The 16661-nt window shown below is 74.7% G+C and carries 15 protein-coding genes; 7 read left to right on the forward strand and 8 right to left on the reverse strand.

Going from position 1 to position 16661, the window contains the following annotated elements; all coding sequences use genetic code 11:
- Positions 1 to 21: 21 nt before the first annotated feature.
- The 3 genes from ACIGW2_RS32660 (at position 22) to ACIGW2_RS32670 (ending at position 6310) form a co-directional block, all read left to right on the forward strand.
- Positions 22 to 3075 carry an ABC transporter substrate-binding protein gene (locus ACIGW2_RS32660; protein WP_399847668.1) on the forward strand — a complete coding sequence of 1018 codons (3054 nt, stop codon included), beginning with the start codon at positions 22 to 24 and terminating at the stop codon, positions 3073 to 3075.
- Positions 3076 to 3180: 105 nt separating this feature from the next.
- The gene (locus tag ACIGW2_RS32665) at positions 3181 to 4368 is read left to right on the forward strand and encodes a PP2C family protein-serine/threonine phosphatase (protein ID WP_399847670.1); all 1188 of its coding nucleotides are present in this window, start codon (positions 3181 to 3183) and stop codon (positions 4366 to 4368) included.
- A 196-nt stretch (positions 4369 to 4564) separates the two neighbouring features.
- On the forward strand, positions 4565 to 6310 hold the full coding sequence (locus ACIGW2_RS32670) for a SulP family inorganic anion transporter (protein WP_391652429.1): 1746 nt from the start codon (positions 4565 to 4567) through the stop codon (positions 6308 to 6310).
- A gap of 73 nt (positions 6311 to 6383) precedes the next feature.
- On the opposite strand, the gene ACIGW2_RS32675 is transcribed toward ACIGW2_RS32670, so the two are convergent.
- Together ACIGW2_RS32675 and ACIGW2_RS32680 are read right to left on the reverse strand one after the other, a co-directional pair.
- On the reverse strand, positions 6384 to 7196 hold the full coding sequence (locus ACIGW2_RS32675; protein ID WP_399847672.1) for a DUF2182 domain-containing protein: 813 nt from the start codon (positions 7194 to 7196) through the stop codon (positions 6384 to 6386).
- Positions 7197 to 7233: 37 nt separating this feature from the next.
- A complete protein-coding gene (locus tag ACIGW2_RS32680) occupies positions 7234 to 8616 on the reverse strand; it encodes an FAD-binding oxidoreductase (RefSeq protein ID WP_391652431.1) in 1383 nt (460 codons plus the stop codon).
- Positions 8617 to 8865: 249 nt separating this feature from the next.
- Between ACIGW2_RS32680 and ACIGW2_RS32685 the strand changes: the two genes are divergently transcribed.
- Positions 8866 to 9720: a hypothetical protein gene (locus ACIGW2_RS32685; protein ID WP_399847673.1), complete on the forward strand. Its 855-nt coding sequence runs from the start codon at positions 8866 to 8868 to the stop codon at positions 9718 to 9720.
- Positions 9721 to 9904: 184 nt separating this feature from the next.
- On the opposite strand, the gene ACIGW2_RS32690 is transcribed toward ACIGW2_RS32685, so the two are convergent.
- A complete protein-coding gene (locus tag ACIGW2_RS32690; RefSeq protein ID WP_391652481.1) occupies positions 9905 to 10747 on the reverse strand; it encodes an RNA polymerase sigma factor SigF in 843 nt (280 codons plus the stop codon).
- Positions 10748 to 10931: 184 nt separating this feature from the next.
- Here ACIGW2_RS32690 and ACIGW2_RS32695 point away from each other — a divergent pair, with 184 nt between their 5' ends.
- A complete protein-coding gene (locus ACIGW2_RS32695; RefSeq protein ID WP_391652433.1) occupies positions 10932 to 11354 on the forward strand; it encodes an ATP-binding protein in 423 nt (140 codons plus the stop codon).
- A 47-nt stretch (positions 11355 to 11401) separates the two neighbouring features.
- Here the strand turns inward: ACIGW2_RS32695 and ACIGW2_RS32700 are convergent, their stop codons facing one another.
- Entirely contained in the window at positions 11402 to 11827 is a 426-nt protein-coding gene (locus ACIGW2_RS32700) for an SsgA family sporulation/cell division regulator (RefSeq protein WP_356072793.1), read from the reverse strand.
- A 310-nt stretch (positions 11828 to 12137) separates the two neighbouring features.
- On the opposite strand from ACIGW2_RS32700, the gene ACIGW2_RS32705 reads away from it, so the two are divergent.
- Complete coding sequence (locus ACIGW2_RS32705; RefSeq protein ID WP_391652434.1) at positions 12138 to 12392, forward strand: WhiB family transcriptional regulator; 255 nt, start codon at positions 12138 to 12140, stop codon at positions 12390 to 12392.
- 73 nt (positions 12393 to 12465) lie between these two features.
- On the opposite strand, the gene ACIGW2_RS32710 is transcribed toward ACIGW2_RS32705, so the two are convergent.
- Positions 12466 to 12951, reverse strand: coding sequence for an ATP-binding protein (locus ACIGW2_RS32710; protein WP_391652435.1), 486 nt, complete (start codon positions 12949 to 12951; stop codon positions 12466 to 12468).
- A gap of 111 nt (positions 12952 to 13062) precedes the next feature.
- Positions 13063 to 14274 carry a PP2C family protein-serine/threonine phosphatase gene (locus ACIGW2_RS32715; protein ID WP_399847674.1) on the reverse strand — a complete coding sequence of 404 codons (1212 nt, stop codon included), beginning with the start codon at positions 14272 to 14274 and terminating at the stop codon, positions 13063 to 13065.
- A gap of 107 nt (positions 14275 to 14381) precedes the next feature.
- Between ACIGW2_RS32715 and ACIGW2_RS32720 the strand changes: the two genes are divergently transcribed.
- Positions 14382 to 14894, forward strand: a complete 513-nt coding sequence (locus tag ACIGW2_RS32720) for a MarR family winged helix-turn-helix transcriptional regulator (protein ID WP_391652437.1) — start codon at positions 14382 to 14384, stop codon at positions 14892 to 14894.
- A 119-nt stretch (positions 14895 to 15013) separates the two neighbouring features.
- On the opposite strand, the gene ACIGW2_RS32725 is transcribed toward ACIGW2_RS32720, so the two are convergent.
- Together ACIGW2_RS32725 and ACIGW2_RS32730 are read right to left on the reverse strand one after the other, a co-directional pair.
- Positions 15014 to 16189, reverse strand: a complete 1176-nt coding sequence (locus tag ACIGW2_RS32725; protein WP_391652438.1) for a PP2C family protein-serine/threonine phosphatase — start codon at positions 16187 to 16189, stop codon at positions 15014 to 15016.
- A 65-nt stretch (positions 16190 to 16254) separates the two neighbouring features.
- Positions 16255 to 16623, reverse strand: coding sequence for an STAS domain-containing protein (locus ACIGW2_RS32730; RefSeq protein ID WP_391652439.1), 369 nt, complete (start codon positions 16621 to 16623; stop codon positions 16255 to 16257).
- Positions 16624 to 16661 lie beyond the last annotated feature (38 nt).

Genomic DNA, 16661 nt, shown 5'->3' on the forward strand with positions numbered 1-16661 from the left:
GGCGCGGCAGATCCGCGGCAGGTGGGGCGGTACCGGATCCTCGCGCGGCTCGGCGCGGGCGGCATGGGCCGGGTGTACCTCGGCCGGTCGACCAGCGGCCGGATGGTCGCCGTGAAGGTCGTGCGCGCCGAACTCTCCGAGGACCCCGACTTCCTGCGGCGGTTCGCCCGGGAGGTCGAGGCGGCCCGGCGGGTGACCGGCTTCTTCACCGCGGCCGTGGTCGACGCCGACCCCGAGGGCTCCCCCGCCTGGCTCGCCACCGCCTACGTGCCGGGCCTGGCGCTCGACGCGGCGGTCCAGGCCCACGGGGCCTGGCCCCGGCGCTCGCTGCACCACCTGGGCGCCGGGCTCGTCGAGGCCCTGGAGGCCATCCACGGCACGGGCCTGATCCACCGCGACCTCAAGCCGTCGAACGTGCTGCTCGCCACCGACGGCCCCCGCGTCATCGACTTCGGCATCTCGCTGGCCACCGAGTCCAGTGTCCTCACCCAGACCGGCATGGTCATCGGCACCCCCGGCTACATGTCGCCGGAGCAGGTGACGGGACATCGGATCGGCCCGGCGAGCGACGTGTTCTCGCTCGGCGCGGTGCTCGCCTTCGCCGGCACCGGCAAGTCCCCCTTCGGCCTCGGCTCGCCGCACTCCGTCAACTTCCGTGCGGTGTACGAGGATCCGGACCTGCGCGGGCTGCCGGAGGGCACCGACTTCGTGGCCCGCTGTCTGGAGAAGGACCCGGAGCGCCGCCCGACCGTGCCCGAACTCCTCGCGGAGTTCGCCCGGTTGCTCGGCGAGACCGGCACCCACACCCTCGGCGGCGGACTGCCCCGGGAGACGGACTGGCTGCCGGCACCGGTGGCCGCGGCGCTCACCCGCCCGGCGGCTGGGCCCGAGGCGGCGGACGGAGCCGCCGAGGCCGGAGCCGGGGGCTCTGCGGGGGCCGCGGCCGGGGCCGTCAAGACGCCCCCGCCGTCGGCGCCCGACCCCCGGGACGCCCTGGCCAAACGGCCCGAGCCCGCACCGGAACCGGAAGCGCCCGCCCCGGCCCCCGGTCCCGCCCCGCAGCCGTCCGTACCGGCGACGCCGGTCCCGGCGCCGCCCCCGCTGCCCGGCCCCGTGCCGCCGATGCCCGCACAGGCCCCGGCGCCCGCGCCCGTACCGCAGCTGGCCCCTGAGCCGGGCGGGCCGGCCCCGACCTGGCCGCCCGCCGCGGCGCACCCGACCTCGCCCGACCGGCCCCCGGCGGCGCCGCGCGCCCGGACGGCGCGCGCCCGCCGGATCGTGGCCATCGCCGTCGCGGCGGCGCTCGTCACGGGCGCCGGCGTGACCACCGCCGTCCTGATGAGCCAGGGCAAGGACCAGGGCGGCGACAAGAACGCGTCCGGCGAGAACGGCGGTTCGGGCACCGGCATCGACAAGCCCGGCCCCACCGGCTTCGACGCGGCCGTCACCGGCGTGGTCAACCCCTCCACCGCCAAGGGCGGCACGCTGCGGCTGCGCGCCACCTACGACGCCGACTCCTGGGACACCGGCCGCGCGTACTACGGCTGGGTGTGGAACTTCCAGCGGCTCTACGCCCGCACCCTGCTCACCTACGACACCAAGCCCGGCCGGGCCGGCACCTCGCTCGTCCCGGACCTCGCCGAGGCGCAGCCGGAGGTGTCGCCCGACGGGAAGACGTACACCGTGCGGTTGCGGTCCGGGCTGACCTACGAGGACGGCAGCCCGATCGCGAGCGGGGACGTGAAGTACGCGATCGAGCGCACCTTCGACCAGGAGGTGCTCCCCGGCGGCCCGACGTACTTCGTCGACGCCCTGGACCCGCAGCGGAAGTACCCGGGCCCGGCCAAGGACACCAGCCCCGGGAAGAACGGCCTGTCGACGATCGAGACGCCCGACGACCGCACCCTGGTGTTCCGGCTCGCCAAGGCCGACTCGCGCTTCCCGCACCTGCTGGCCATGGGCGCCACCTCGCCGGTGCCCCGGGCGAAGGACACCGGCGCGCGCTACGGCACCAGGCCGGTGGCCTCGGGGCCGTACGCGTTCTCCTCGTACACCCCGGAGGAGAAGCTGGTCCTGGTGCGCAATCCCGGCTGGAAGCAGTCCACCGACCCGGTGCGCAAGGCGCTGCCCGACCGGATCGAGCTGACCTTCACGAAGAACACCGAGGCGCTCACCACCCAGCTCCTGGCCGGCTCGGCCGACCTCGACGCCCAGCAGTCCGGGCTGTCGCAGGCCGCCGCGGCGCGGGTGCTCGGCGACCGGACCCTCAAGGCCTCGGCGGACGCTCCCGCCACCGGTTACGTGCCGCTGCTCGCGCTGGTGTCGGCGGTGGCCCCGTTCGACAACGCGCACTGCCGCAAGGCCGTGTTCTACGCGGCCGACCCGAAGGCCCTGCAGACCGCGCGCGGCGGCCCCACGGCGGGCGCGCCGCTCGGCAGCCTGCTGCCCCCGACCATCCCCGGCTCGGACGCCTACGACCCCTTCGGCCTGACGGCGGGCAAGCCGCAGCCCGAGAAGGCCCGCGAGGAGCTGCGCGCCTGCGGCCGCCCGCAGGGTTTCGCCACCAAGCTGGCGGTGCGGGACAACCACACCCAGCAGATCGTCACCGCCGAGGCGCTGCGCGCCTCCCTCAAGCAGGTCGGCATCACGATCGAGGTCGAGAAGCTGGACCTCTCGAAGTTCTACGAGACCGTGGGTTCACCGGCCACGGTCCGGAACCGGGGCTACGGCCTGCTCCTGGCCGGCTGGGGCGCCGACCACCCGCACGGCGCGAGCTTCCTCCAGCCGCTCGCCGACAGCCGCTCGATGATCCCCTCGGGCAACACCGACTACGCCCAGGTCGACGACCCGGCGATCGACGCCCTCTTCGACCGGGCGGCGGCCGAGACCGACCCCACGAAGGCCGCCGGGATCTACCGCGACATCAACCACAAGGTCACGGACGGCGCCTACTACCTGCCGATCGTCGCCCAGAAGACGCTGAACTACCGCAACCCGCGCCTGACGAACGTCTACGTGAGCCAGGCCTACGGCATGGTCGACCTCCAGGCGCTGGGCGTGGGCGGCGGCTCGTAGGGCCCGGGGGCTTCAGGTTTCCCAAGGCCGGCGGGGCCTTTCGGCGGGTGGGTTCGGGACTTCGGACCGGTCGACCGCGCCCCGTCCGCGAGGTGAAGTTGAAGGGTGAACCTCTCCTGGGAGCGCCACCGCCTCCCCGCCGTGCTCGCCGCGCCGGTCGACCCGTACGACCCGGCGGGCCCGTACGCCCCGGCCGGGACCGCCGGGTCCGCGCGGCCGCGCCGCATAGCGGCCCTGCTGCTCCCCGGCGTCCTGATGGCCCTGCTCCTGGCCCTGCACGGGGCCGGGCACCTGACCGGCGGGCAGTGCCTCGCCTGGCTGACCCTCGTCCCCGGCCTCGCGGCGCTCCTCAGCAGCGTCCGGGTCACGGCGGCGTACGCGGTGCTCACGCTGGCGGCGTTCGTCGCCCTGCACAGCACCGCCTCCGGCCTCGCCCTGATCCTGGTCAGCGGCCTCGGCGCGGTGGCCGTGTGCTGCGCCCGACTGCGGGCGGTGCGCCGGGCCGCGCGCACGCGCGAGGTCGCCGACACCACCTGGCGGACGGTGCTGCGCCCGCTGCCGCAGGGGTGGGGCGGCCTGGAGCACGCCGCCGCGTACACGACGGCGGACGTGGCCGCCCGGGTCGGCGGGGACTTCTACGACATCCAGCCGTCGGCGCACGGCACCCGGCTGGTCCTCGGCGACGTCCAGGGCAAGGGCCTCGACGCGGTCGCCTGCGCGGCGGCGCTGGTCGGCAGCTTCCGGGAGGCCGCCGCCCACGAGCGGGAGCTGGCCGGGGTCGCCCTGCGCATGGACGGCCGGCTGCGACGGCACCAGGAGTACGTGCGGGCGCTCGGCGGCGACGAGACCGAGCGCTTCGCGACCGCCGCGCTCCTCCACTTCCCGCCCACCGGGGCGGACGCCGCCCGCGCCGTGGACCTGGTCAACTGCGGGCACCTCACGCCGCTCGCGGTGAGCGCCGCCGGCGTGCGCCCGCTGACCGGCGAGCCGGCCCTCCCGCTGGGCCTGCTGTCCCTGGCCGACTCGCCTCCCTCCGCCACCCGCTTCGTCCTCGCGTCCGGCGAGACCCTGCTGCTCTGCTCGGACGGCGTGACCGAGGCCCGGGACGCCCACGGCGCCTCCTACCCGCTGCACGAGGACCTCGCCGGGGCCCTCCGCTCCGACCCCGCCCTCGCCGCGCCGGACGCCCTCGTCCGCCACGTCCGGACCGCGGCGGCGACGCACGCGGCGGGCGGCCTGGCGGACGACACGACGGTCCTGGCGGTCCGCGCCGATACTCGGCCTTCCATGTGAGCGAATTGCGAAATTCTGCAATTCGCTACATCATGGATCGGTCAGCCCGCGGACAGCCGCGGGCACCCCCGGACCCCGCCCCGCGGGGCGTGAGGAGAGACCGAGACGTGTCGGTGCCGCCGTACCGGGCCGAGGCCCAGTTCCTCCGGACGCCCGGTCACCCGGTCCGCGGGCGTGAAGCCCGGACCGCCGCCCGATGAGCACCGCCCTCGGCGGGGCCCTGCGCCGGGTCCGCGCCCTGCTGCCCGTCCGTGCCGACTACGCCGCCATGCTCGGCTCCCCGCGGCGCGACCTGCTCGCGGGCCTCACCGTCGCCGTCGTCGCCCTGCCGCTGGCCCTCGGCTTCGGCGTCTCCTCCGGCCTCGGCGCTGAGGCGGGTCTGGCCACCGCCGTGGTCGCCGGCGCGCTGGCCGCGCTGTTCGGCGGCTCCGACCTCCAGGTGTCCGGCCCGACCGGCGCCATGACCGTGGTCCTCGTGCCGATCGTGGCCGAATACGGCCCCGGTGGCGTGCTGACCGTCGGCCTGATGGCGGGCGTGCTCCTGATCGTCCTCGCGGTGGCCCGGGCCGGGCGGTCCATGCGCTACGTCCCGGCCCCCGTCGTCGAGGGCTTCACCCTCGGCATCGCGCTGGTCATCGGCCTCCAGCAGGTCCCGAGCGCGCTCGGCGTGCCCAGACCCGAGGGCGACCGGGTCCTGGTGGTCACCTGGCAGGCGGCCCGTGAGTTCGCGAAGGCGCCGGACTGGACCTCCGTGGGGCTCGCGGGCGGGGTGGCGCTGATCATGCTGCTGGGGGCCCGCCGGCACCCCACCGTGCCCTTCTCGATCGTGGCGGTCGCCGCCGCGACCCTCGCGACCCAGGTCCTCCCCCTCGACGCGGACCCCATCGGCGACCTGCCGGCCGGGCTGCCCGCGCCCTCCCTCGACTTCCTCGACGTCTCCGCGCTCGGCTCGCTGCTCGCGCCCGCCGTGGCGGTGGCCGCGCTCGCCGCCCTGGAGTCGCTGCTCTCCGCGACGGTCGCCGACGGCATGACGGTGGGCCGGCGGCACGACCCGGACCGGGAGCTGTTCGGACAGGGGCTCGCGAATCTGGCCGCTCCGCTGTTCGGTGGCGTCCCCGCCACGGCCGCCATCGCCCGTACCGCCGTCAACGTGCGCTCCGGGGCCTCCTCACGGCTCGCGGCCCTCACCCACGCCGTCGTCCTCGCCCTGATCGTCCTCGCCGCCGCGCCGCTGGTGTCGCGGATCCCGCTCGCCGCGCTCGCGGGCGTCCTGATCGCCACAGCGATCCGCATGGTCGAGGTCGGCTCGCTGCGCGCGATGGCCCGGGCCACCCGCTCGGACGCCGTGGTGCTGATCCTCACGGCCGCCGCGACGCTCGCCCTCGACCTCGTGTACGCGGTGATCATCGGCCTGGTGGTCGCGGGTGCCCTCGCGCTGCGCGCCGTGGCCCGGCAGGCCCGCCTCGCCGAGGTCGACTTCGCCGCCGACCTGGCCGGGGAACACAGCGCGGAGGAGCGCGCCCTGCTCGCCCTGCACATCGTCGCCTACCGGATCGACGGCCCGTTGTTCTTCGCCGCCGCCCACCGCTTCCTGCTCGAACTCGCCGAGGTCGCCGACGTCCGCGTGGTTGTCCTGCGGATGTCCCGGGTGACCACGGTGGACGCCACCGGCGCGCTCGTCCTCAAGGACGTCGTGGAGAGGCTCGACCGGCGCGGGATCGTCGTGCTGACCTCGGGCGTGCGGCCCGAGCAGCGCAAGGCCCTCGACTCGGTCGGCGCGCTCGACCTGCTGCGGCGCGAGGGCCGCACGTACGCCACGACCCCCGAGGCCATCGCGGGCGCCCGCGCCCATCTGCGCGGCGCCGGGCTGCTGCCGGCCCCCGGACGGACCGGGGAACCCGGCCCCGATCCGGGACGCGTCCGCGAGGAGGCGGCCCGCTGAGCACGCCCGCCACCCGCCGGATCGTCACCGTCACCGGACCCGCCGAGCCGGTCACCGAGCCGGTCGTGGCCCTTCACATCGGGGCCATCGAGCCGTGCAGGCCCGGGAGGAGCCAGTCCTGGAAGAGCGCGAGCACGGCGAGGACGAGGAAGGCGACGCCGGCCACCCTGGCCAGGAGCGGGCCACGGGACCAGAGCTTCTCCAGGAAGATCAGCGCCGCCACGCCCGCCATCGCGGCGATGTTCATGACCCCGAGCGGGACCAGCAGGACCATCAGCGCCCAGCAGCAGCCCACGCAGTACGCGCCGTGGTGCAGGCCCACCCGGAGGTCGCGCAGCCGGGGGCGGAAGGCGGCGTAGCGCATCAGCTGGGCCATCGGGCTGCGGCAGTGGCGCAGGCAGATGTCCTTGAGCGGCCCGAGCTGGTAGAGCCCTGCCAGCGCGAAGGCGGCCGCGGCGATCCACCGGGCGGCGTCCGGGTGCCGCTCGACCAGGCCGCCGGTGAGCGCGAGCCCGCCGTACGCGAGCAGTCCGAAGGCCGTCCAGGCGAGCAGATAGCCGGAGAGGAACGCGGCCGTGCGCAGCGCCCGGGTGGCGCCCCGGGAGCCGCGGGCGATGCCCCGGGTCCAGGTCAGGGCGACGGGCGCGACCGAGGGCAGCATCATCGCCGCCATCATCGCGAGCCACAGCAGCAGGAACAGCGGCAGCGCGAGACCCATGGTGCCGGGCTCGACGCCCATGTCGCGGGCCTGGCCGACGGTGAGCACCCAGGCGAGGGCGGCGATGAGGACGATCAGGGCCCAGGCGACGGCCAGTTGCCGGACCGGCAGCAGCTCGCCGGACCGCAGGGGGCGTCCCGCCGTGGTGCGCCGTTCGGCCGTCCGCATGGCGCTCTCCTCCCGTCCGGGCCGGCCCGGACCCGGCTCAGCCGCTCGGCAGGATGTTCTGGTTCAGGGCGAAGACGTTCCCGGGGTCGTAGCGGTCCTTGAGGGCCACCAGACGGGCGTACTTCTCCGGTCCGTACGAGGCGCGCAGCCGGGCGCCCTCGTCGGTGCCGATGAAGTTGGGCACCGAGGTGCCGGTCGTCCACGGGCGCATCGCCGCGTGGAAGCCGCGCGCCCAGTCGATGTGCCGTGCTCGTCCCTCGTTGCCCCACCAGACGGCGAGGCAGAAGTACACCCACTTCGCCGGCGGGACGGCCAGCGCCATGGCGTCGGCGTCCACGCGGTCCATCTCCCCGCCCAGCGGGCAGAAGATGATCTGGGTCATGGGCGCGGTCACGGACTCGGCCTGCGCGATCGCCGTGTCGAGGGCCTCGTCCGGCAGTTCCGGCAGGTAGTCGATCTTGAAGTACTCGCTGACTCCCGTCGGGGTGCCGTCGTCCAGCATCCGCTGTACGGCGGTGTACGGCATGGGCTGGACCCGGCGCACCAGCGGCTCGCCCCACTCGACCAGCGGTTTCAGGACCTCCTCGCCGCGCCCCGGGTCGCCGATGTACGCGACGATCACGCCGACGGCCGGCTTGCCGCGGGCCGCTTCGGGCACGAACTCCTCGGGCGGCGCGGTGATCAGTGCGACGGCGCCGGTGACCTCGTCGGGTGCCTGTTCCAGGAAGTCGCGGTAGAAGCGGGTGAGCGGTCCGGCGGCCGCGCGCGGGTGGAGCAGCATCCCGGCGTACACGAGCGGTCCGACCGGGTGGAGCCGGAAGCCGAACTCGGTCACGACGCCGAAGTTGCCGCCGCCGCCCCGCAGTCCCCAGAAGAGGTCGGGGTGCTGCTCGGCGTCGGCCCGCAGGATCCGTCCGTCGGCGGTCACCACCCGGGCGGACAGCATGTTCCAGGCCGTGGGCCCGTACATGCGCTCCAGCCAGCCGGAGCCGCTGCCGAGGGTGAGTCCTGCGACGCCGGTGTCGGAGACCCGCCCGCCTGTCACGGCGAGCCCGAACTCCTGAGTTGCGGCGTCGAGTTCGCCCCAGGTGAGGCCGGCCCCGAAGCGCCCGGTGCGGGCCTCGGCGTCGATCTCGACGTGCTTCATGGGGCTGGTGTCGACGACGAGCCCGCCCTCGCAGGAGGCGAACCCGGCGGTGGCGTGCCCGCCCCCGCGCACCGACACCCCGAGCCCGTTCTCCCGCGCGAATTCCAGTGCCCCGCACACGTCCTCGGGGCTCGTGCAGCGGGCGACCAGGGCCGGATGCTGGTCGTGGTCCCGGTTGAAGCAGCGGCGGAAGGTCTCGTACTCCGCGTCGGCGGGCCCGATCAGTTGGCCCTGGAAACCGGGTATCCGCGCAGCGGGTTCTGTGGTGGTCATGGCGGTGGTCCCTGCTGAGCCGTCGTCGACGACCGTCGCCCGCGGTCCCGGACCCACCGACAGCCCGGCTCTGCCGACGCGGGCCCCGGCCGCCTGCTGTACGCCGCCAGTATGCGACCGGCCCCGCACAACGGCGAGATTTCTCCCATCAGGCCTCGTCGGGATACCCCTGGGGGGTATATGGTTCTGATCGTCGCCCGGCGCGGACGAGCACCGCACCGGCCCACATCGCTTTCAGGGGAGACCGCCATGCAGAACCACACCGGCCACGACCACGCCGCCCACACCCAGCACCACGGCAGCCACGGAGGCCACGCCGCGCACGCCGCCCACGGCGGCGCCCGGCCCGGTGGCCTCTCGGTCTCGGAGAACGGCTACACCCTCGAACTCGACGCGACGATCCTCGACGCCGGCCGGCAGCCGGTCCGCTTCCGGGTGATCGGCCCCGACGGGCAGCCGGTGACCGCGTTCGTCCCGGAGCACGAGAAGGAGCTGCACTTCATCGCCGTCCGGCGCGACACGTCCGGGTTCCAGCACGTGCACCCGGTCAAGGACGAGAAGGGCACCTGGAGCACCGAACTGGACCTGGAGCCGGGCGACTGGAGGTTCTTCGCCGACATCCACCCGGCCGCCCACGACGGGGCGATGACGCTCGGGATCGACGTCGCTGTCACCGGCGCGTACGCCCCGCGGCCCCTGCCCGCGGCCGACCGCACCGCGCGGCTCGGCGCGTACGCCGTCACCCTCGACGGCGACCTCGTCCCCGGCGAGGCGAGCGCCCTGACCCTCACCGTCAGCCGGGACGGACGACCCGTCACCGACCTGGAGCCCTATCTCGCCGCGTACGGCCACCTCGTGGCGCTGCGGGTCGGCGACCTCGGCTACCTCCACGTCCACCCGGAGGGCCACCCCGGCGACGGCGTCACCGCGGCCGGGCCCGAGATCGCCTTCATGGCGGTCGCGCCCTCGGCCGGCACGTACCGCCTCTTCCTGGACTTCCGGCACGAAGGCGGCGTCCGGACCGCCGAGTTCACGGTACGGACCGTCAACGCCGGGGCCGGCGCCCCCGCGGCGGCGCACGAGGGGCACCACGCGCACCACTGACCTCAGGTCCCCGACCGCCCTGGGAGTGGCGGACCCGGGTCGGGGCGTGCGCGAAGGAGCCGACGCAGCCGGAGGCGGAACACGGAGCCACCAGCAGGCCGACCGCCGCCATGACGGGCGCCGGTGCCGGTGTCGCCGCTCAGCGTGCCCGACCGTCGGGCCAGGGGCGCCGGTGCGGCCCGGATCAGCCGGCGCCGGTACCCAGCAGGCCCTCGCGCAGGCGCTTCACGGTGCGGGCGAGCAGTCGCGAGACGTGCATCTGCGAGCAGCCGAGCCGCTGACCGATCTCGGCCTGGGTCAGTTCCTCGACGAACCGCAGGTGGACGATCCGGCGGTCTCGCTCGTCGAGGTCGGCGATCAGCGGGGCCAGCGAGTGGAAGTCCTCCACCAGGGCCATGGCGGGGTCCTCGCTGCCGATGAAGTCCGCCAGGGAGGCGTCGCCGTCCTCGTCGGCGCCGCCGAGCGCGGCGTCCAGCGACGAGGAGGTGTAGCCGTTGGAGGCCAGCCGGGCCTCGGTGACCTCCTCCTCGCTGAGGCTCATCAGCTCGGCCAGTTCCTTGACCGTCGGCATCCGGCCGAGGCGGCTGCTGAGTTCCTCGGTCGCCCTGGCCAGTTCCACCCGCGCCTCCTGGAGCCGGCGGGGCACGTGCACCGCCCAGGAGGTGTCCCGGAAGAACCGCTTGATCTCGCCGACGATGTAGGGGACGGCGAAGGTGGTGAACTCGACCTCCCGCGACAGCTCGAACCGGTCGATCGCCTTGATCAGGCCGATCATGCCGACCTGGACGATGTCCTCCATCTCGTCGGCGCGGTGTCGGAACCGCCCGGCGGCGTAGCGGACCAGGCTCATGTTCATCTCGATGAGGGTGTTGCGCGCGTACTGGTACTCGTGCGTCCCCTCCTCCAGCGTGGCGAGCTCCCGGAAGAAGACCTTCGACAGGGCCCGGGCGTCGTGGGGCGCGACCACCGAGGTGTCCGGGATCCGCGGCAGCGCCCCCGTGCCCGCCTCGACCGCCGCGTCCGACATCGCAGTGACCGTCACACCGCTCCCCTTCCACGCGTGTCTCCTACCGGGGCGGACGCCCCAGGGGCTGCTCGCCTACCCGGACTTCACACGTCCACACCCACCGACTCCCGTTTTTTGTCGTCCCGGTTCCCTCCCCGGTCCGCGGGCAGACGGAAACCGCACACCGGTCGTCCGAAGGAGAGTCATGGAGCGGCATCCCTCGATCAGGGCCGTCGGCTGGGCGCGGTCGCTGCCGATGGGCAGCAGCGTCAGGGCGGCCCGGGACTGGACGCGCGAGCACCTGGCCGTGCTCGGCTGGGACCGCACCGCCCCCGACACGGCGGACTCCGTCGTGCTGACGGTCTCCGAACTGGTCACCAACGCCCATGTGCACGCCCACAGCGACGCGCAGCTGATCCTCACCTGGGACGAGGAGTGCCTGCACGTCACCGTGCACGACGCCTCGCCGGTGGTTCCCCGGAGGCGCAGCCCGGACGACGAAGCGCCGGGCGGCCGGGGGCTGCTTCTGGTCGACGCGCTCGGGGACGACGTGCGGACCCGCGCCTGTCCGCGGGGCAAGGCCGTCACGGCCTGCTTCCGTCCGGCCGCCCCCGGCCGCGCCGACTGAGCGGGACCGGGGGCGGGGCCCCGCCCGGGGCGTCGCGGCGCACCGCGTCAGCGCCTCAGGGACGCGAGCAGCGGCCCCCAGTCGATGTGGCGCTCCTCCGTGCCGTGCGGCACCAGGACGAAGGTGTCGCGTACGAAGCGGGCGAGCGCCTCCTGTTCGCACCGGACGAGGGCGCTCTGTCCGGCCGGCCCGAGCCGGAGGAGAAGTCCTCCGTCCGGGGCGGGCCGGAGTCGGATCTCGCCGTCGCCGACGGGCTGGAGCGAACCGGTGAGGACCATCTCCCGGTCGACGCGCCACACCACGGGCTCCTCGCCGAGGAGGTGGAAGGCGACGCTGAGGGCGTGGGGGTCGCGGGAGTCGTATCCGAGGGTGGTGTCGACCCGGACCGCCGCTTCGGCGGTGAGCAGTTCCATGGCCATGGGCCGGGTGAGGACGCGCGGTGCGGGGAGCGGCGCGACGGGGTGCTGGTGCATGGGGACCTCCGGCTGAGGGGCTGTCAGCGAGCGGGTGCGGTGTCCGCTTGACCCGTCCCGCCGCTGTTACACCTCGTGCCGCCGAGACGGACGCATCGAAGATGTCGTGATTTCGTGAAGGCCATGACGGCCCGTCAGCAGACGCCGGAAGAGGATCCGGGAGGCCACGCCGGGCCGGCCGGGCCGGGGCGTTTCGACGTGCTGCGCGCGGCCGGCCGGATCGCCGGACGCGGTGCCGACCGGGTTTCACGGACGGGCGAGCGGTCAGGCGAACGGGACACCGTCCCGACTCCCCTTCCAGGAGGCTCACATGGAACGCTGGCGTGCGGCCGCCGCCTGCCAGGACGTCGACCCCGATCTCTTCTTCCCGCTGGGGACCGGAGCGCCGGCCCTCGCCCAGGCGGAGGAGGCCAAGAAGGTCTGCCGGCGCTGCCCGGTACGTGAACCCTGCCTGCGCGCGGCCCTGGCGCAACCGCACCCGCCGTCGGGTGTGTGGGGCGGCCTGACCGAGGGCGAGCGGCGGTCACTGGCACACCGGACCCGCCGCGCGGATGACCGCCGGTGACCGGCACCGGAACCGCGGCTCCCGGTGCGCACCGGGGGCCGCGGTGTCCGGCCCGGCGGGGCGGTGCCGGGCGTCAGCGCGTCCGACGGTGCCGCCGGTCCGCCGGGCCGGCGTGCCCCGGCCGGAGGGAGAGGCGGGCGCGGACCCGTTTCCCCTCCGGAGCGGGCTCCACGGTCACGCTCTCGCAGACGGCGACGACGATCTCGACGCCGTGCTGGCCGATCCGGCGGGGATCGTGCCCGCGGGGCACCGGAGCGGCGGGCTCCTGGTCGAAGACCGAGATCTCCAGGGCATCGCGGCACAGTTCGAGGAGCAGCCGGCAGGGGCCGGTCGTGTGCCGGATCGCGTTGGTGACCAGTTCGCTGACCACCAGCTGCGCGAGCTCGACGCGCTCCGCGCCGACCGGTCCGGGCAGCACGGCCGGTGCGCCCGCGAGGAAGTCGGCGGTGAAGGCGCGGGCGGAGGCGATCGCCCCGCCGCGGGAGCCGTCGGCGTAGACGGCACCGGCGGACAGGAGCGGTTCCGGGACCGCTCGCTCCGCGGTGATCGCGTCCGTCATGGCGCTCGTACTCCCCTCGTCCTGGGCCGGCAGCTGGGCTCCTCGTACCCGCCTTTCCCCTCTTCATGGTTCCCACACCGCACACGGTGGCGGTCGTCGCCCGTCCGGGCGTCAGGGACGTGCGGGCCGGACCGGCGCGGACCGTCCGCGCCGCCCCTCGTCCGGGGGGCCGGCCTCGTGGCCGCGCCAGTCGAGACAGAGTACGAGGACGGCGTCCGGCGCGCCACGGGGCGCCCCGCGCAACGCCCGTACGACGGCCCTGGGAACGTCCGCGCCGGTCAGCCGGGCGTCACCGCCGAGGACGCGGGCGACCGGGCCGTCGTGCGCCTCGCGCGGGTCGCCGGCCGCGGGCTCCGAGCCGCCGTGGGCGACGAAGACCAGCCGGTCGCCGCGGAGCAGGCGGAGGCGCTGGGTGGCGTAGACCGTGTCCTCGAACATGCCCAGGGGCAGCTGGCGGTCCAGTTCGATGCGCTCCGTCACCGTGGAGCGGACGCGCCACAGCGTGGGCGAGCCGGCGTCCACCACCTCGGCCTCGCCGGTGGTCAGGTCGAGCCGCAGCAGCAGGGCGGAGAGCGACTGCCCGCCGCGGTACTGCCCGTAGAGCGCCTGGTCGGTGAGGCTGGCCTGGGTCACCAGGTCGAGACCGGCCCGCCGGGCGTTGCGGATCGCCGTCAGGGCGAGGGTGCTCGCCAGGGCGGCGGGGGTGCCGGGGCCGGCTCCGTCGGCGACGACGACCAGCAGGTCCCGCTCGGTCGCGCTCCACTCCAGGAGGTGCCCCCCGGAGGTGTAGGCGGGCTCCCAGAAGGCGTGCAGGTCGAAGGCCGGTGCGGCGCAGGCGCGGCCCGGCAGGGTGTCCCACTGCATCTCCCCCGCGACGCTGAGGGCGTGCGTCCTGCGGGTGCGGCGATAGAGGTCGGTGTGCCGGTCGGCGACGCACAGGGCGTGTCCGAGGGTCTCGGCGACCCGGGCGAGGCTCGCGGTGGTCCGGGGACCGGACCGGTCCGCGGGCAGGACGACGACCAGGACACCGAGCCGGTCGCCGCGCACCGTGACGGGCAGGTAAACGGTCGCCGTGGGCCCGACATCACGGAAAAGATATGGTTGCTGGGTGCGGAAGACGCGGCCGGCGGGGCCCGCGTCCACGGGCGCGTGCGGCATCCCGGCAGGTGCCTGGACGGGCTCCACGGGGCGCAGGGCCGTGAATCCGTAGTCGACGAGCAGCAGGTCGGCACAGGTCGCGGCGTACAGGTGCGCGAGACTGGTGCGGAGGGAGTCCAGGAGGAGGTGCGGTGCCGCCCCGCGCAGTGCGCCTTCCACTGTCACGTATCGGTCCACCGGATCCGTACCGCCTTCTGGAGAGATGTGGAGATGACCGGTCCGTCGCAAGGCCGCTGTTCCCGGCCCCGGACGTCCGAGGAGTGTCGGCAGGCATGAACAGCAACCCCGCCCCGTCGCCGCAGGAGCCGCAGCGGACGGCCGAGGCCGCCCGGGAGCTCATCGAGTTGCTGGAGGTGCTGTGGGAGCGCGGCCGGGACATGGTGTCCTCGACACCCGTCTCGGCGAGTCAGCTGCGCGTGCTGTACAGCCTGGACCGCGAGGAGGGCATCAGCCTGCGCACCCTGGGCGAGCTGCTCGGCTCCGCACCGCCCTCGGTGAGCCGCATGTGCGACCGGCTGGAGGCGCTGGGTTTCGTGCAGCGGCTGCCCAGCCCGGTGAGCCGGCGACAGCTGGAGCTGCACCTGACGGTGCACGGCAAGGCGTACCTGCGGGACCTCAGGGCCCACCGCGAGGAGGCCCTGCTCGCGGTCATCGGCACCATGACGCCGACGAGCCGCAAGGCGCTGCTGCGCGGGCTGACCGGGTTCCACGAGGCCGTGGAAGGGGTCGGAGCGGCCGCCTCGTCACGCACCCGCCCGCCGCTGAAGGACGTCAGCTCGGCCTGATCCCCGCCCGAGACCGGCTCGGGCCGGGCGCACACCACATGTCCTCATTGCCACCTCTGGTCGTCCTTGACGGTGTTCTTCCGGGCACGCCGCCGACTGTTGCCCCAAGGATACAGTTGTCACACGACAACTGTTGACGCGGGGCCGTTCCAGTCGAGGCACACGACAAGCGCGTCGTCCTCCAGCGGGCTGCCGCCGTGGTGGACGGCGAGCTCCCGCAGGACCGCCTGCGGGACCTGGGTGGGCGGCAGCAGGCGCGTGCCCCGCAGGGCGCGGGCCAGCGCCCGGTCCCCGTAGCGCTCGCCGGCGGGCGAGACGGCCGCGTACACGCCGTCGCTGCCGAACAGCAGCCGGTCCCCCGGTCGCACCGCCATCCGCTCGGGCACGTACACGGTGTCCTCGAACATGCCGAGGGGCAGCTGCGCCTCGAAGTCGAGGGACTCCACCGTCTGCCCCCGCTGCCGCCACACACGCGGCGATCCCGCGTCCACCACCTCCACTTCGCCGGTGGCCAGGTCGAAGCAGAGCAGCAGCACCGACACGAAGGCCTCGCCCCGGTACTGGGCGTACACGGCCTGGTCGGCCAGCGCGGCCTGGTCCGCCGGCGGGAGGCCGGCCCGGCGGGCGTTGCGGAGCGCGTTGATCGCGAGGTTCGTCAGCAGGGCGGCCTCGATCCCCTCCCCCATGCCGTTGGTGACCGTCAGGGTCAGCCGGCCGTCCGAGACCGACCAGTCGTAGTTGTCGCCGAAGATGGCGTAGGCGGGCTCCAGATGGGCCGCGAGGGCGAACTCGGGACGGGCGCAGGAACGGCCCGGCAGCAGCTGCCACTGCATCTCCGCCGCGAGCGTCAGCCGCGTCGCGCGCCGGGCCAGGACGTACAGGTCCGTGTCGCGCTCGGCCACCAGGATCTCGTGGCCGAGCGCCTCGCAGAGCTGGGCGAGCAGCGGAAGCAGCGCCCCGAGGGCGGTGCCCGGCGGCAGCTCCGCCGTCAGCACGCCCAGCCGCTCCCCGCGAACGGTGACGGGCAGGTGCACGTGGAGCGCCCCGGGCCCGCGCACGACGTGGGGCTCCTGGGCGCCGAAGGCGCGCCCCTGGGGGCTGTCGTGGATCGGGACGGACGGGTCCGCACCGGCCGACTGCCCGACGAGCTGGAGGGTCCGCAACCCGTAGTCCGCCAGGCGGAGTTCCACCGACATCGCGCCGAAGTGCTCCCTCAGGGCGTCCTCGACGACCCCCACGAGCCGGTGCGGGGCCGCCCGGCGGAGCGCCTGCTCGATCTCGGCGATCTCGTGCACGGTCTCCCTCTTCCTCGTCCTTCTCCGTGGCCCGGTCCCGCGCACGGGACCGGGCCGCCCGTCTGCTATCTCGCGCCGCCGGCCGCGGCCAGCGCGTCCGCCACGCAGTCCTGCGGCGGGATCGTCGTCGTCACCCCGGTGATCTCCAGGATGCGCCGCACCGCAGGGGTCGGCGCGGCAAGGTACAGGTCGCCGCCGGACTCCCGCGCCCTGTTGACCGCCCTGATCAGGACGTTCAGCCCCGAGGAGTCCATGAAGCCGAGGGCGGACAGGTCCAGGACGAGGCTCCGGCGCCCCTGGCGGAACTGCTCCGCCAGGTGCTCGTCCAGCCGGCCGGCCGTCTCCATGTCCAGCTCGCCCCGCACGGTCAGCACCGCCGTGCGGTTGTCGCGGACCTCGACGTCGACGTCCAGATTCGGTTCTCGTTCGGTCATGTTCCCTGCTTTCCGTGGAGGGGTGAAGCCGGTCGGGG

The organism is Streptomyces sp. NPDC053541 (assembly GCF_044544705.1).
Lineage (GTDB): Bacteria > Actinomycetota > Actinomycetes > Streptomycetales > Streptomycetaceae > Streptomyces.